At 40.9% G+C, this 15,646-nt stretch carries 15 protein-coding genes; 6 read left to right on the top strand and 9 right to left on the bottom strand.

Going from position 1 to position 15,646, the window contains the following annotated elements; all coding sequences use genetic code 11:
* Window positions 1–39: 39 nt before the first annotated feature.
* The gene (gene pfkA / locus QJ048_RS17355; protein WP_282335671.1) at window positions 40–1,026 is read right to left on the bottom strand and encodes a 6-phosphofructokinase; all 987 of its coding nucleotides are present in this window, start codon (window positions 1,024–1,026) and stop codon (window positions 40–42) included.
* A gap of 358 nt (window positions 1,027–1,384) precedes the next feature.
* Between pfkA and QJ048_RS17350 the strand changes: the two genes are divergently transcribed.
* A complete protein-coding gene (locus tag QJ048_RS17350; RefSeq protein ID WP_282335670.1) occupies window positions 1,385–2,278 on the top strand; it encodes an SDR family oxidoreductase in 894 nt (297 codons plus the stop codon).
* Between the two features lie 132 nt (window positions 2,279–2,410).
* Here the strand turns inward: QJ048_RS17350 and ctlX are convergent, their stop codons facing one another.
* From ctlX to QJ048_RS17320, 6 genes are all read right to left on the bottom strand, one after another.
* Window positions 2,411–3,325 (bottom strand): citrulline utilization hydrolase CtlX, encoded by a 915-nt coding sequence (gene ctlX, locus QJ048_RS17345; RefSeq protein WP_282335669.1) that lies wholly within the window; start codon window positions 3,323–3,325, stop codon window positions 2,411–2,413.
* A 333-nt stretch (window positions 3,326–3,658) separates the two neighbouring features.
* Window positions 3,659–4,999 (bottom strand): DUF58 domain-containing protein, encoded by a 1,341-nt coding sequence (locus tag QJ048_RS17340; RefSeq protein WP_282335668.1) that lies wholly within the window; start codon window positions 4,997–4,999, stop codon window positions 3,659–3,661.
* Window positions 5,000–5,101: 102 nt separating this feature from the next.
* A complete protein-coding gene (locus QJ048_RS17335) occupies window positions 5,102–6,079 on the bottom strand; it encodes an AAA family ATPase (RefSeq protein WP_282335667.1) in 978 nt (325 codons plus the stop codon).
* Between the two features lies 1 nt (window position 6,080).
* Complete coding sequence (locus QJ048_RS17330) at window positions 6,081–7,307, bottom strand: DUF4350 domain-containing protein (protein WP_282335666.1); 1,227 nt, start codon at window positions 7,305–7,307, stop codon at window positions 6,081–6,083.
* Window positions 7,300–8,223, bottom strand: coding sequence for a hypothetical protein (locus tag QJ048_RS17325; protein WP_282335665.1), 924 nt, complete (start codon window positions 8,221–8,223; stop codon window positions 7,300–7,302). The genes QJ048_RS17330 and QJ048_RS17325 overlap by 8 nt, the downstream gene beginning before the upstream one ends.
* Complete coding sequence (locus tag QJ048_RS17320) at window positions 8,220–9,185, bottom strand: stage II sporulation protein M (protein WP_282335664.1); 966 nt, start codon at window positions 9,183–9,185, stop codon at window positions 8,220–8,222. The genes QJ048_RS17325 and QJ048_RS17320 overlap by 4 nt, the downstream gene beginning before the upstream one ends.
* 62 nt (window positions 9,186–9,247) lie before the next feature.
* On the opposite strand from QJ048_RS17320, the gene QJ048_RS17315 reads away from it, so the two are divergent.
* Together QJ048_RS17315 and QJ048_RS17310 are read left to right on the top strand one after the other, a co-directional pair.
* Window positions 9,248–9,982 (top strand): RDD family protein, encoded by a 735-nt coding sequence (locus tag QJ048_RS17315; RefSeq protein ID WP_282335663.1) that lies wholly within the window; start codon window positions 9,248–9,250, stop codon window positions 9,980–9,982.
* Between the two features lie 53 nt (window positions 9,983–10,035).
* On the top strand, window positions 10,036–10,476 hold the full coding sequence (locus tag QJ048_RS17310; RefSeq protein WP_282335662.1) for a hypothetical protein: 441 nt from the start codon (window positions 10,036–10,038) through the stop codon (window positions 10,474–10,476).
* 36 nt (window positions 10,477–10,512) lie between these two features.
* Here QJ048_RS17310 and QJ048_RS17305 read toward each other — a convergent pair whose 3' ends face one another.
* Complete coding sequence (locus tag QJ048_RS17305; RefSeq protein WP_282335661.1) at window positions 10,513–11,997, bottom strand: T9SS type A sorting domain-containing protein; 1,485 nt, start codon at window positions 11,995–11,997, stop codon at window positions 10,513–10,515.
* A gap of 229 nt (window positions 11,998–12,226) precedes the next feature.
* On the opposite strand from QJ048_RS17305, the gene QJ048_RS17300 reads away from it, so the two are divergent.
* From QJ048_RS17300 to QJ048_RS17290, 3 genes are all read left to right on the top strand, one after another.
* The gene (locus tag QJ048_RS17300) at window positions 12,227–12,550 is read left to right on the top strand and encodes a hypothetical protein (protein WP_282335660.1); all 324 of its coding nucleotides are present in this window, start codon (window positions 12,227–12,229) and stop codon (window positions 12,548–12,550) included.
* Window positions 12,547–12,912 (top strand): hypothetical protein, encoded by a 366-nt coding sequence (locus QJ048_RS17295; RefSeq protein ID WP_282335659.1) that lies wholly within the window; start codon window positions 12,547–12,549, stop codon window positions 12,910–12,912. The genes QJ048_RS17300 and QJ048_RS17295 overlap by 4 nt, the downstream gene beginning before the upstream one ends.
* Window positions 12,913–13,024: 112 nt before the next feature.
* Window positions 13,025–13,429, top strand: coding sequence for an SET domain-containing protein (locus tag QJ048_RS17290; RefSeq protein ID WP_282335658.1), 405 nt, complete (start codon window positions 13,025–13,027; stop codon window positions 13,427–13,429).
* Window positions 13,430–13,648: 219 nt separating this feature from the next.
* Here the strand turns inward: QJ048_RS17290 and QJ048_RS17285 are convergent, their stop codons facing one another.
* Complete coding sequence (locus QJ048_RS17285) at window positions 13,649–15,151, bottom strand: trypsin-like peptidase domain-containing protein (RefSeq protein WP_282335657.1); 1,503 nt, start codon at window positions 15,149–15,151, stop codon at window positions 13,649–13,651.
* Window positions 15,152–15,646 lie beyond the last annotated feature (495 nt).

Here is a 15,646-nt window from a genome sequence, read left to right as displayed (position 1 = left end):
AATGTACAATACGAAGCTGATGCATAAAAAAATGGCTTACTAGGAAGCCAATATTTTAATCATGTCAAACCAGTCTTCATCGATCTGTTGCTTTGCCTTTACTGCTTTTGACAGTGGAGTATAATGCATTTGATCGTTTACGATCCCCACCATTACATTGTTTCTGCCTTCCATCAGGCAAAGAACAGCGTGGTAACCCATGCGGCTCGCCAGGATCCTGTCGGCGCATGTAGGAGAACCTCCTCTTTGGATATGGCCAAGAACGGTGATCTTGATATCTGCGTTTGGTAACTTTTCCTTAATGTATTTGGTAACTTGTTCGCCGCCGCCAAATTCGTCCCCTTCGGCAACAACGATCAGGTTCATCAATTTTTTACGTTTTTCTTTTTCCTGCAATGAGTTGATAACCTCATCAATATCTGTTTTGTGTTCAGGAATCAACACGTGCTCTGCGCCTGTAGCCACGCCGCTGTGCAATGCAATATAACCGGCGTCGCGACCCATTACTTCAATAATGAATAAACGGTCGTGGGCATCTGCCGTATCACGGATTTTGTCAATCGCATCGATGGCTGTGTTTACAGCGGTATCAAAACCGATGGTAAAATCGCTTCCCGCAATGTCTTTGTCAATTGTTCCGGGCAAACCGATGCAGGGAATGTCAAATTCTTCGCTGAATTTCAACGCGCCATTGAAAGAACCATCACCGCCGACAACGATCAAGCCATTGATACCGTGGCTTTTCAGATTTTCGTAAGCTTTCTTTCTACCTTCAGGAGTGAAGAATTCTTTGCTCCTCGCTGTTTTCAGAATAGTGCCGCCTCTTTGAATGATATTGGCAACAGAGCGGGACTCCATTTTTACAATATCATTTTCAATCATGCCCTGGTAACCACGCATAACGGCATATACCTCCAGCCCGTGGTAAATTCCGGTACGAACAACTGCCCTTACAGCAGCATTCATCCCGGGAGCGTCACCACCGGAAGTTAATACTCCTATCCGGGTAACTTTTTTGTCCGTCATATAAATATAATGTTTGGGTTAAGCAAAATAACAGCGGTTCAATGTTTGTCTTTCGAAGTTCCAAAAATAAGGATTTGCAATGAATAGCTGTGCATGAAAGTGAAACGCAAACTGTTTTTATTGAATTAAATTTAGCAATGCTGAGCATTGTTAGTGTTTTAGCTCAGGTTTTTAAATTTTTGTTTGATATGGATCAGGTTTACCTGTTTTTTTGACGGGTAGAAAAATAAGAAGTCGTTTTTTTTGAGCGGAAAATTTATCATTGCAGAATGAAATGAGCGTGAAGGCAATTTGCCATCTAAAGACACGGTTATTTCATGCGAATTCCATCTGGCCAAAATCAAATGAAAATATACTGATGAAAAAAGTTCTGATAACCGGAGCAAACGGTTTGCTTGGGCAATACCTTGTAAAATTATTGCTGGAGAAAAACTATGTGGTAATTGCCACGGGCAAAGGTGACCAGCGACTGAGTCAAAATGAGAGTCCGCTATTCACATACTATGATATTGATGTGATTGAAGGTTTTTCATTGCATGAAGTTCTAAAACATGAAACGCCTGACGTTGTGGTGCATGCCGCCGCGATGACGCAGATTGATGACTGCGAACTGCAACCGGAACAATGCGAACGCGTAAATGTGCAGGGAACAGCACAGGTATTGCTCGATGCTGAAGCTTTTTGCAAGCACTTCATATACATTTCCACTGATTTTGTTTTTGATGGCGTGAAAGGAAATTACAATGAAACGGATGATTGTAATCCGGTGAGTTTTTATGGCTTTACAAAGCTGCAATCTGAAAGCATGGTGGAGATGAGTGAAATGCCGTGGACGATCGTGCGCACATGCCTTGTGTACGGAAACGTTGTTGGTGGCACACGGAGTAATATTGTAAGCTGGGTGAAAAACAGCCTCACCGAAGGCAATAAAATAAAGGTGGTCAGCGACCAGGTACGCACGCCAACATTCGTAGAAGATCTTGCGTGCGGCATAGAGTTAATCATTAATAAAACTGCTGAGGGTTTTTATCATCTTGCGGGAAAAGATATTCTTACTCCCTACGAAATGGCCATTGCCACTGCAGAACATTTCGGCCTCAATAAAGATTTAATTGAAAAAGTAGATGCTTCTGTATTCACACAGCCAGCGAAACGTCCACCTAAAACAGGATTGGATATTACGAAAGCAAGAACAGAGTTAGGGTATGAGCCGATGGGATTTAGCGAAGCGCTTAATAAATTGAAAATATAGTAGAACGCAGATCATCATGATTGTGATGATTGTCAAGATCTTTTGATTTGAAGTTGATAAAAAAGCAATCTCAAATCAAGAAATTCAAATCATGAATAATCATGACAATCATAAAAATCTGCGTTCCGTTTTCTACTCAATGGTGGGCAAATGAATCTCCGCCATCATGCATCTTGCGCTGCCGCCGCCGTTTTTCTCGATAGTGTTGAGGGAAGAGTGGACGATGCGATTAAAGCTTGTGAGTTTTTTTATTTGTTGCTCTGTTAATGATTCGTAGGCTTGAGTAGACATCACCAACAATTTCTCCCCTTTGTTGGTTGCCACTTGCAGCATGTTGCCTGCGAAGTGGTTCATCTGATCAAGTGTAATGTCGACAATTTCTTTTCCTGTATGTTTTATAGTGTTGATCACATGATCACGTTCTGAAGTGATGTGGATGCTGTCCAGGCAAATGACGACATATTTATCGCCAACACACATCATCACGTTGGTGTGGTAAATAGGCTGCCGATTTTTATCCACAGCTTCAAAAGCCTCTGGTTGGTACGTTGCCTGGTCACAGAAATCTTCCAGTACTTTTTTATCGGTTCTTGCAGAAATACAGGCGTATGCAATTCGCTTATCCCTGTCCAGCACCATGCTTCCTGTGCCTTCAAGAAATATATTGTCATCTTCGTAGTGAGTAAGGTCTATAATGCGTTCAATGGCGAAGTTTTCACTAATCGTTTCCAATACATTTTGTTTGCGCTCAAGTCTGCGATTTTCTGCATACATCGGATACAAAACAACAGAACCGTTTGAGTGAAATGATATCCAGTTATTGGGAAATATTGAGTCGGGCGTGTGTGGTTTTGGTGTGTCTTCTACCACAGTTACTGATACACCATTGGAACGAAGCACTTTTACAAAAGTATCAAACTCATCAAGTGCTTTATTTTGAACGTTGCCATCATCGCCGGCCACCTGGAACGCGTTGTTCACAGCGGTTTGTGCATTGTAGCCAAATTGCACCGGGCGTATCATAAGAATGTTATCTGTAGTTTGCATATTCTAATGACTGAATAATTGAATAATTGAACAGGAAGCAATATTAAGAATTTGTATACGATGTAGGAAGTGCGGTGTACGAAATACTTTTAAGCGTGGCATTTTGGTGACTTTCGTGCTCGCCTCGCCAATTTTTTCACCACAGAGTGAGGCGTTTTTTTTCAAAGAGGGAAGGAGAGGGGCTGTTAATAAATAGGAAGTTTCAGAAGGAGAAAGTATCTCAGAAGGCTCTTTTCCTTAATCTCTTTGTGGTTAGATCTTTTAAAAACAAATCCTCCGTTCCTCTGTGAAAAAAAACTCCTTTACTCCGTGGTAAATAAAGTGCCGAAGGTGCTAAACAATCTGCCTCGCTTTCAACTCAAGATATTTATTTAACGCATTTACCGTGAGCTTATTCGGTTCTGTCAGTAATGACATGATGCCATGCTTTTGTAACTCTCTCACAATCTGTTTTTTCTCGAAAGCAAATTTGCTGGCGATGGTGTGTGTATAGATATCCTCGATGGTGTGCGCCTTTTCATTAAGGAACGATGATAACTCAGAGTTTTCGAAAAATATAACTAGTAAAGGGTGATGATTCGCCAGTTTTTTCAAATATGGTAGTTGCCTTTCGAGGCTGTACATGTTTTCAAAATTAGTGAAAAGAATCAGCAGGCTGCGTTGCTTTACCTTATACCTGATATCGCTGTAAAGGCTTTCAAAATCGCTGTCCTGGAAATCCGTTTGCTGACGATAAAGACTCTCCAAAATAAGACCAAGCTGCGACCCTTTCTTATCGGGCATTACTGTTTGCCCCATTTTTTTTCCAAAGGTTATGAGACCTGCTTTGTCCTGCTTCATCAATACCATATTACTTAATACAAGAGATGCATTGATCGCATAATCCAGTAATGTCATGCCTTCGAAAGGCATCTTCATCGTGCGTCCTTTATCGATGATGCAAATAACCTGCTGGCTGCGTTCGTCCATGTAATTATTGATCATCAAGGTATTTCTGCGGGCAGATGCCTTCCAGTTTACCGTTCTGTAATCATCGCCCGACACATATTCTTTGATCTGCTCAAACTCAAGACTGTTGCCTATTTTGCGAAGCTGCCTTGAACCGGCTTCCATTAACTGGTTCGTTGCTGCCATCAATTGAAAGCGACGCATTTGCATATAAGAAGGGTAGGTGGCGACGTCTTTTTCTTCGCCGCTTCTGATATGCCTGACGATCATATTCAAAGGACCGGTAAACAAAATATTAATGATGCCGAAATTATATACACCGCGTTCTGTAGGTTTTAGAATATACGTATACGGTGATGTTCCATTTGCCGGCACTTTAAGATGTGTTCCTACATTGCTTAGCTGAAACTGCACGGGTACTTCATCCAGTAGCTGCACATTGATCGCATAGCCAAGTTGATTGCGCACTTTTATCGTTACAGGATTATCATCTCCATTACTGAATCTGTCTGAGCAAAGGCGTTCTGCTGTTACAGGCATTTTTTTACCAAATACTAACAGGAGATCAAACAATGCCGCAATGCAAAGGAATAGCGTAGCCATCTTTGCAATCAACATCAGTTCGGGAAAGAAAAAGGCTAACGCAAAAGCGGCAATGATACATCCCATGATGATGTAAAATAGCCTGCTGAAGTAGAAGGGGGAACCTGAATGTTTTTTCTTCATTGGTTTTTATTAGGCTTAAAGCTTAATGCATAACACTTAACGCATGTTTCCATGCGCTCAACCTGCGTTAAGCATTGAGCGTTTTGCGTTCAGCGTTGCACATTATCTCGGAACCTCAATCCCATGCACAATCTTCAAAATCACATCATCTTCGCTCACGCCTTCCATTTCTTTTTCCGGTGTTAAAATGATTCTGTGACGAAGCACCGGAACGGCGGCGTAAATGATATCATCGGGTGTAATGAAGTCTCTGCCGGAAATGGCTGCAGTTGCTTTAGCTGCTTGCAGCAGCGACAAAGATGCACGTGGTGAGGCGCCTAAGTAAATTGCTTTATCGTTTCTCGTCGCCACAATGATTTTTGCAATGAAGTTTAACAGCTTTTCTTCTGCTACTACATTTCTTACAAGCTGGCGCAAATGCAATATTTCAGATGTTGAGATTACAGCATTCACTGCATCTGTTTTTGTATCATTGTCCATCGAGCCGAAACGCTGAAGGATAGTTAATTCTTCTGCTTCCGTTGGATAAGGAACAACTATTTTAAACAGAAAACGGTCAAGTTGTGCTTCGGGTAGTCTGTATGTACCTTCCTGTTCTATCGGGTTTTGCGTGGCGAGTACCATAAAAGGCATTTCCATTTTGTGCGTGATGCCATCGATGGTAACCTGCTTTTCTTCCATTACTTCAAACAAAGCAGCTTGTGTTTTTGCCGGGGCACGGTTGATCTCATCAATCAAAATAATGTTGCTGAAAATAGGACCGCGTTTAAACTCAAAGCTTGTATTACCGGGATTATAAATACTCGTTCCCAACACATCGCTCGGCATCAGATCTGGGGTAAACTGAATGCGGCTGAAACCTGTTTGCAGGCTTTTCGCAACAAGTTTCGCGGCAAGTGTTTTTGCTACACCCGGCACACCTTCGATCAGCACATGTCCGTCTGCGAGGATAGCGGTAATGATGAGTTGAACCATTTCGTCCTGGCCAACAATGATCTTCCTGATCTCTGCCTGAAGGTTCGCGACGGCAGCATTCAGTTCGCTTACATTTATTCTTTGTTCAAATAAGGTTTCTTCCATATCAGGCTTTTTTGTAGAAATTTTCTAAATGGTTATAAAAGTGTTTCAGGTCATCAACAGTAATAGAGCCGATTTGTGTTTGCTGAACGTATCCGGTAAGCACACTGGCTTCTTCCTGCGGCACACCAGTTTTTACTGACAATGCTTTTGCAAAGTCATCATTAATGTGGCTCGTGTTTAGTTTATATTTTGTACGAACATGCTCCAGGAAAAACTGGCTCATTTTCGATGCAAGATTGAGGTGGTCGCCTTTTTCAAAATACAATTTTCCAACCGTGGAAATGAACTCCATGTGCTCATTTTTCGGTTTGCTGTATTCTGGTATCTGTCTTTGCTTGCGGCTGCTTTCGGTAAACAGGTAAACAACAAGCACTGCGAGGGTTAACCAAAATGCCCATTGAAAGTTAGGATAGTTGAGGATCACAGATAAAATACCTTTGCCTTCATTTTCTTTTTTCGGCCTGTCAGCAGAAAACAAATAGTATTCATCCCACACAACATGCGTAGGTTTTACAGGAACCATTGCTGCCAGTCGCTCGAGGTATTTGTGATTATTGTTGTACAAAAGAAAAAAGTTTGTCAAGGTGAGCGGTGCAGAATGAAGGAACAGCGTACCTTTTATGCTATTCATGGCAAGTAAATTCGGATTGCCATTGTCTGAATAACCTAACGGATAAGTAATTGTAGAATCGTAGTCCAAAAAACTATTGTCGTATGAAGAGCCGGGGCATGTGTACGCAACAGGCGTGTGAAACGCACCTGTGTCAAGCGTTACCATGAATGAGTCGGGCCTTATGATGTCGTTTATTTTATTCTTGAGATCATACCCGCTGTTATAAGCCTGCCTTATTTTGAAAACATCTGTGGCCATTGAGTTGTACATGACGGCACTAATAAAAACATAGTTTCCTTTTTGTGCAAAGCTGAGAATATTGTCCATCTCTTCTTCCGTAGGATCGAAGTCGAACGCTACAATTATCAGCACCTGTTTGCCGGTATCTACATTGAGGTTTTTCCATGCGCCCGGTTGATTGCGGTTCACCGTTACTTTTGCTGATGGAAACAGTTTCGATAATAATGAATAGGAAACATTGGTTCCGTAAGGAATTTTATCTTTAGGGTTCAGCGTAAACCTGGAATCGAATTGTTTACCCCTTTTTGTCGGAATAAACAGCAGCGCCAAAATAATTACCACGCCCACTATTACAAACGGCAATATCTTATTCATAGGATGGAATTATTTTCTTTTGCATAACGGAAAAATCCCGGCTTATTTTTTCATACATCTCCGGCGTTACATCAAACTTTCCATACCACACATATTCATAGTGCCTTGTAACTTTAAAGAAGTCGTCGTAATAAGAAGTCTTATTCAGCTGCATTAAGTAGTGAATGTTTGTAGAATCCGGCTTGAATTTAATGATGCCATTTTCAGACAGCAATTTCAGTGTTTGCAAATACAGAATGCGTGTTGCCAGTCTGTAGTTTTTATCTTTGATTGCTTTGTTCAACAGATCCTGGTAGGGAAGAATGAATATGTTTTCTCCGAGATCAGTTTCTTCCGGTTGCTCATCAATATTTTTATTGGAAGGCGCAAAAAATCCAACCTTGTTTGAAGATAGGAAATAGAAAAGCGCTCCCAGGAAAATGAGTATCGCCACGCCTAACAAAACGTATTGAAACCAGGGGCCTAAGTTTATTGTTCTTGGCGAATCATCTTCAAAGTTCTCATCTGGTTTGGATGCAGGCTCCGGTTTATCCGCATTTACTCTTTTGATAGAATCTGCAAAGAGCAGATATGCTTTTTGTTTCGCTTTGAATTTTTCTACCGCAGTCGCATACCAAAAATCTTTTTCTTTTTTTAAAGAATCAATCAAAGAAGGCGATAGCGTTTTTGCAGAAAATTTTTGGACGGTAAAAGGTTGTTCCGGATAGAACTTCGCATTGAAAAATCTTTCGGAGGAATCGTAAATGTGTTTTCGCCCGGTTTCGTCATTTTGTTCATTCTTAATCTGTTCCATTGCGGCTCTCTTCAGGGAATCCACATCAATATGCTGTGCATAAACGTGTCGGCTACCGCACACGAAAAGGAACGCCAGTAAAACAATTAAAGGATATGGTGGATAATAGAATCTTTTCTTCATGATTTTGCAAGGCTTTCCTGCTTAACTCGTTTCATAAGCTTAAGCGGATAAATAACAAAATAACCAATTACCAAACACAGGGAGATGGCTATTATAAATAGTTTCAGCACAATCGGCATATCTGCATGGCGGGTGACGAAGCCTTCAAATATTGCTGCGATAAACAACATGGGAACATTTGATAGTGCAATCATCACACCTTCTTTAGCACCTTGTTTTAGTGCTGCCAGTCTGCTTTTAGTACCAGGAAAAATCCAGCTCTTGGCCAATATCAATCCCGATGCTGCTGCTATTACAAAAGTAGAAAGCTCAATGGTGCCGTGAATTAAAATGGTAAGCAAACTATCGTTGATCAAACCTTTGCTATAGAACATGTATTCAAAAGCGCCTACCATTACGGAGTTATACATTAACATCAATACAGTTGGAATACCAAATAAAATGCCTCCGGCAAATTCTTTCAGGGATACCACCACGTTGTTCACGAAAATGTAACAGAAGCTTAGGAATTCATTTCCTTCACCGTATACACCAAATGGGTGTCCGTCCTGGATATTTTTTTCAGTCATGTTCACATAGCCATCGCCCATCACCATTCGCACAAAGCTTTCATCTGTTTTTGCAGAGAAAAATCCAATGGCGACGAATATTACAAACAAACAAAAACTAATCAATATTAAACCTAAGTGTTTCCCTATAGTAAGAGGGAGTGTATACTTGAAAAAATTGACTAAGCGAGACTTCGATTGTTTCTGATTTTGATAAATACCGAGGTATCTTTTACCTGCTTCTGTGTTAAGATATTTCGTAACGCGACTGGTAGGATAAAATGTTTTGCTGTATCCCAGATCTTCAACTAACTGAATGAATTCGTTAGCCATTTCATCTGGCTGGTCGCCGGGTAAATATTGCATTTGGAGCCAGCGGTCTCTATTTTTTTTTATGAATTGCGCTTCTCTCAATTAGGGTTGTTTTATCTTCGAAAATAGAATTACTTTACAATCTAACAAATCTTTTAATCCATATGGAAAAAATTACAGTTCAGACTAGTTTGAATATAGAACTGGAATTTGAATCAGCCCCTTTTCACAAGCGTTTTTTTGCACTGATAATCGATTGGATAATCCTATTTGCCTACACCTATATAACATCACGCATTATCGATTCTCTTGATACAGATTCAACGTCTGAGAATTTGCCTTTATTATACAATCTGTCAGGCTTAAAAATGATTTTTTACGTGCCTGCTTTATTGTATCACCTTGTGTGTGAAAGCTTAATGAACGGCCAGAGCCTTGGCAAAAAGATTTGCCAGATCAGGGTGATCAGTGATAACGGGGGGAGGGCAGCTTTTCATCAATTGGTGCTGCGCTGGCTACTGAGATTTGTGGATATTACGTTTGTGTTGCCGGGCTTGATCACTTACATGTCCACCAAAAGGAACCAGCGCCTTGGAGATCTGGCAGCCGGCACGATGGTGATTGACACCAAGCTTTCCTCGGATTTAAATGAAACCGTTTTCTTTGAACTGGAAAACGATTACAAACCAAAATATACCAATGTGTTGCGCCTCAGCGACCGAGATATGAACCTCGTAAAAGGGGTGCTTGATGCGGCGGTTAAGCAAAACAATACAGCGCTTTTGTATAGGACAACCGCGAAGATCCGCGAAGTGCTTAACATCCAGGAGTACGAAGATGACGTAGCATTTTTGGAAACGATTTTGAAGGATTATAATTATTTGTCGAATCAGAATTAATATTCGTTTGAAGGCATGACTTAGTTCTCAATGGAAGCAGTAAAAAGTAAGGTATGAAAATAGACGTGAATAAGGCAAATGAGCTTTTGAAAAATGAGCGATGGAATAAGATAATAGCTGGAGTGTTTTTTTTATTATTTGCGAGTTCTCTTTACTTCTACGCTTTATGGAATAATAGAAAAATCTATAATCGAATAATAGAGCATGCTGCTTATTCAACAGGATATTTTACAAGGTTTGAGAATTCCAAAGGATCAAGATCTGCAATTTTTAAGTTTTACGTGAATGACACATTACATGCTGGCGGTATAGGAAGCGGGGCGGTAAGCAAAGTATGGGCTCAAATACAAGGTCAATATTTTCCTGTGATATATAACAGAGAAAAACCTGAAGAATGTGACATTTTGGTATTCAGATGGGATTTCGAACGTTATAAAATGCAGTATCCCGATAGCATTCAGTGGGTGCAAGTGTTGTATGACCGGGCGCGGTGAGGTCAGCAAAGCCCTGAAAATTTTTCAGGACTTTTTTTATTGCTTAAAAAATTTTGCCGACTGGCTATAAGCATTCATGGAAAGCCTTGCCACATAAACACCTGCGGGCAAATTGGAAATGTCTATAGTAGGATTAGTTCCAGATATAGTTGATCTGTTTACAAGACTCCCGTTTGTACTAACGATATCCATTGTGCCGGAAATGTTATTATCGGAAATAACTTTAAGCTTGTTGTAGGATGCTGTTATGGTGACTGAATTGCCTTTGTTTTTTGACACCGCAACAATTTTGCTGTAATGAACTTGTTGGGTTTTATCAGTAAATTTTAACCTGTATTGAATCGTGCTATTGTCTTGCAAGGCGCCTTTATCTATGAACGTTATTTCATTCACTCCTATTGGTTGCAAATCACTAAAGTTAGCTTCCGTGCTTCTTTTGCGTTGAACCGTAATATCTGTAATATCGTTGGTACTGTTCAGTTGCCAGCGCAAGGTTACATCGCTGTCATTGACTGTGGCCTGGAAAGATTGCAGCTCGTATGGAAGTGCTGTGTAATAAGTGGTAAGCAAAGAAGAAAGATTAACTGATTGTAATCTCGCCGGTGTGGTGATAATAGAACGTTGGAAAAATTCATTGCTCACAAAAAAGGCAGTGCTGCTAATTGCGGCAATGCCTTCCATTTGCGTAAAGGCTGAATTCAATTGAACCTTCCTTTTATTGGCTCCAAAGAAGTCGTTGTTGGAGAAGTCATACAACAAATATAAAAATGGCGCCAACACAGTGGAGTAGCCGGTTAACACAATTGTTTTTTGCGAGGGCAAAATGGTGGCTCCCGTGATTAGACCGTCGACCAAAATGTCTGCTTTTAAATTAGCCGTATAAGTGCCGGGCGTTTTTGGCAAAGAATATAGCCTTGAGTGAAAATCGACCCAGTCTTTGCTAAATAAAAACAAGCTGTCATTGTATGCCACGAAAGCTTCGCAATCGTAGTTGGTTTGATTGCTTGCTGTTGCAGTAAAATCTGTTTGATCGCTGTAGGAGAAATTGATTGCTTGTGCATGCACACTTGTAGATGATTGTACATCAGCCTTTGCAATTTTATAGATGCGCAGGTTTTTGCGATTGCCGCTCGCATTGTTACCAAAATCGCCGATGTAAATGTATTGGTCATCCTGTGTGATCTCTTCCCAGTCGATATTCGTAGCGTTGGAAATGGTGACTATTTTAGTGATGTTGCCCGTAGCAGAATCGATAGCATATATCTCTGGTAATCCGCCGCTGTCATTGAATGTCCACACTTTGCCATCCCAATACAACAAACCTGATGTTTCCCTCAAGCTATTGTCCATTGTATATTTTACCTTAGGGGTCAACATGATGTCGTTGTATTTGCAGGAGCCGTCATTTGTTTTTGCAGTAGCATTATAGTTGTTAGCAGCTACATCCGTACAGCCACTCTGTGCGTGTAATTTGGCAAACGACGATAATATGAAAGCCGAAGAAAAAAATATTTTTTTCATGATTGCGGGTTCAACAATAAATAAATGGAAAGATGAATTTTCTAGTTGGAATTATCTCGGATGAATGGACACATAAGCAGTAAGCTGCCTGAAAAATAGTGATGAATTTTTATTCGCACAAAGATTTCCTCAATTGTTTGCCAGCGTTCTTTAAATAACGTCTATTTCAATTACGGAAGCTTGCCGAAAATCCGCTAAAAGAGTAGGCGCCATTTAAACCTTAATCATTATGTCAAAATCATTAAAATTCACGATCGAAGTAGAAGGGCTGGACATTCCTGACAAGTATCAGGCTGAAATAAGCAAAGCGCTGAACCAGGCTTTTATGCACAAACTCGGTGAACTGGATCTTGCCAGCGCTAATGCAAAAACGGAAGCACCAACAGCTGTCGGCGGCGGATTTATTTTCCAGAAATGGTTGATCAATGGCGGCAGAATATTGCAGCTAATGAGCAATGAACTAAAAGGCGCCCTTTCTCAAATTGAAAATCAACACGGTCTTGCTAACACCACAGGTCCGATTAGTATTGCACAACGAAACTCAATAGGATGAAAGAGAAATTCCTTTGCCCGAGTGCACCTTTATACGAGGGCTCAAAGCTGCTTGGTATAGTAAAGGATAATTCTGTAGACATTCTTTCTACGCCTATAGAGGTTGACGATGTTTTTGTAAAGGCTGCAAACACCGGAAAGGTTGCCGAGCAGAAATTTCGTTTTGTAAATAAATGCGTAAAGAGTGGATGCGAACAATGGACAGGTGCTGAATGTGGTGTTATAAAGCGTGTGTTAACAGCTATGGAAGAAAAAGTAAACAATGAACAATTACCTCCGTGTAGCATAAGACCGGAATGCCGCTGGTACGCACAGGAAGGAAACATGGCCTGCAAAGCCTGCCCAACCGTACGATACATTTGAGTTTTTGCAAGGGCTTCAGCAAGCTTAGCCTAACACACAGTTTACGCTGTCAGGCTAAGCTTGTTGAAGCCTCATTTTTTCTCCATCTTTGTAGCAACTCATTAATTCTACCATGTCTCTAACTTATAAACTCGAATCGAAAAAAAGCAAGATTGATGGAACCGGCACATTTGCGTTACAAAATATTCCTGCTAAAAAGAAGCTCGGAAATATGGGCGGAGAGATTGTTAGTCTTCGCAAAGCACGGCTGCTCGTGGCTTCGCAAAAGCGTATCGCGTGTGTTGAATTTGGCGATGGACGAGCACTAAACGGCAGCGTGAATAAAAACGAATTGAATTTTATCAATCACTCCTGCGGTCCCAACACGTACATGCGTGTAGCGCATGGAAAAGTAGAGTTCTACACCTTAAAGCCAATCAAAAAAGGAGAGGAGCTCACCTGTAATTATGGAGAAACCCACCACGATGGAAAGTTGAAGTGCAGATGTGGCGCACCGAATTGTAAAGGATTTATTTAATTGAAAATAGAAAGTGGAAAGTTGAAAATGGAGGGAAAGAGTTGAGAGTAGGAAAAGTTGTTAGTTGTTAGTTGATGGTTGTTAGCACTAGCCGATTATGCATGCCTGTGTCTATTTCGCAGCCGCACCCGTCATTTTCAAATTTTCAAATTTCCACATCTTCACATTATCCAAAAATAAAAGGCCCCGAAGGGCCTTTTATTTTTGGATTGCATAACATTAATTGTCACTTAATTTCAATGGGTATGGATATATACCTTCATAACCAGGATACACACCTTCCAGTTTGGCGTTTGCGCCAGAACTTTCGATAGCTTTTCTAAACTCATCTACAGTCTTCACTTCCTGGCCATTAACTTTTAGAATTACATAACCTTCCTGAATTCTTGAACGCTCAAGTAATCCACCGGATTTAAGGCTTTTTACAAGAACGCCGCCTTTAACACCAAGTTCGTTGGCATCTTTCTTAGACAGCGTTTCAAGGTCGGCGCCGAGTTTGTCTGCCGCAGTATTTTTTACTACTTCGGTTGTGCCGGCACTATTGCGCAATGTTACCATCACATCATTCAGTTTGCCATCACGGCGGTAGCTGATCTTGATTTTATCACCAGGGCGATAAGTTGCGATCTGGCCAACCATATCAGCACTTGTAGCTACAGTAACATCGTTGATCTTTTCAATGAAGTCACCTTTTTTAATACCAGCAGAAGCAGCCGCGCCTTCTTTCACAACGTCCATTACATACACACCGTCACCGTTCTTGATGCCGGCTTGTGATTTTTGCTCTTCAGTAATGTCATCTCTCAGGTAGTTGATACCGAGATAAGCTCTTTGTGCAGTACCATATTTGATGATATCGGCAACAATTTTCTTAACAATGTTTACCGGAATAGTAAATGAATAACCAGCAAACGAACCGGTTGGAGAAGCAATGGCTGAGTTAATACCAAGCATTTTGCCGTCCGTTGAAATAAGCGGACCGCCACTGTTTCCCGGGTTCACCGCAGCATCTGTTTGAATGAACGACTCGATAGGCGTGTTGCTCTGTCGGCCATTAATATTCAAGGTTCTGCCTTTTGCACTAATGATGCCCGCTGTCACAGTCGTTTCTAATGTAAGCGGATAACCTACGGCCAATACCCATTGTCCGATCCTTGCGTCATCTGAGTTGCCATACAGTAAGAATGGCAATCCTTTCGCATCGATTTTAATAACAGCGATGTCGCTGCTTGGGTCAGTACCGATTAGTTTCGCTTTAAAGCTTTTTTGATTGTTCAGCGTCACGTTGATTTCGTCAGCATCTTCAATAACGTGATTGTTAGTCACGATGTAACCGTCTTCACTGATAATTGCCCCTGAACCGGAAGCCATTGAAGGGATAGAACGTGGCATGCCGCCCATACCGTCGTCGTCAAAATCAAATCCAAAAAGGTCCAGCAATGGATTTTTCCTTGGTAAATTATTTGAAGCCGTACGAGTGGCCTTTGTTTTAATGTGAACAGTTGCCGGAATAGCAGCAGAAGCAGCCTGTGTAAAGTCTGTAGGAGGAGCACCGCCGGTCGCACCATCAAAAAAACCTGCATAATTCGACGGAAGCTTACCACTGTCAGCCACCGGATACTGGTAAGCGGTCTGGGTGGTTATTTTATTATACGCCCACATACTTCCAACAGACGTAGCAGCGCTAATTAAAATAATCGAGAATACTTGTTTTGTTGTCATATATAATCTTCCTTTTGATAGAACGTAAACGTCAAAAATTAATAACAATACAAATTAACGAAGCAAGAAAACATCTTGAATTACCGGTAAAACTGTTTAACAAATGTTTTACTAAGGTTTTCGTAGATCGTTCTTGTAAAGATAAAAAACATTAAGGGTAAAAGCCTGTAAAATATTGTGTTGGCAGGCCGATAAGATGAAATAAATTTTCTTTTTCTTCAAGAGATAAGTGTTTATTCTTATTAAAATATGCAAGCAGAGAATAAACATGAAATATCTACTAATTTTCCTTGTTTGATGTCAGCTCAATACACAGCATACTGCTTTCCGATGGCCTGAAATAAAACAAATAAAGAGGCAATAAGTTTGATCCGGCCTTTTCGATTTTTCACCTTCGTTTTTCAATTCATCTTTCCCGAGGGGGTAGCAGGGCGAATGCAATTTGCCCCCAAAGGCAAATTGTCTTGTCCCCCGCCAACTTATCTCCCAAATTCC

This window comes from Pinibacter soli, from assembly GCF_029961145.1.
In the GTDB taxonomy this organism is placed as follows: domain Bacteria; phylum Bacteroidota; class Bacteroidia; order Chitinophagales; family Chitinophagaceae; genus Pinibacter; species Pinibacter soli.
The sequence above is the reverse complement of the archived record's forward strand: the minus strand, read 5'-3'. Positions and strand labels throughout refer to the sequence as shown.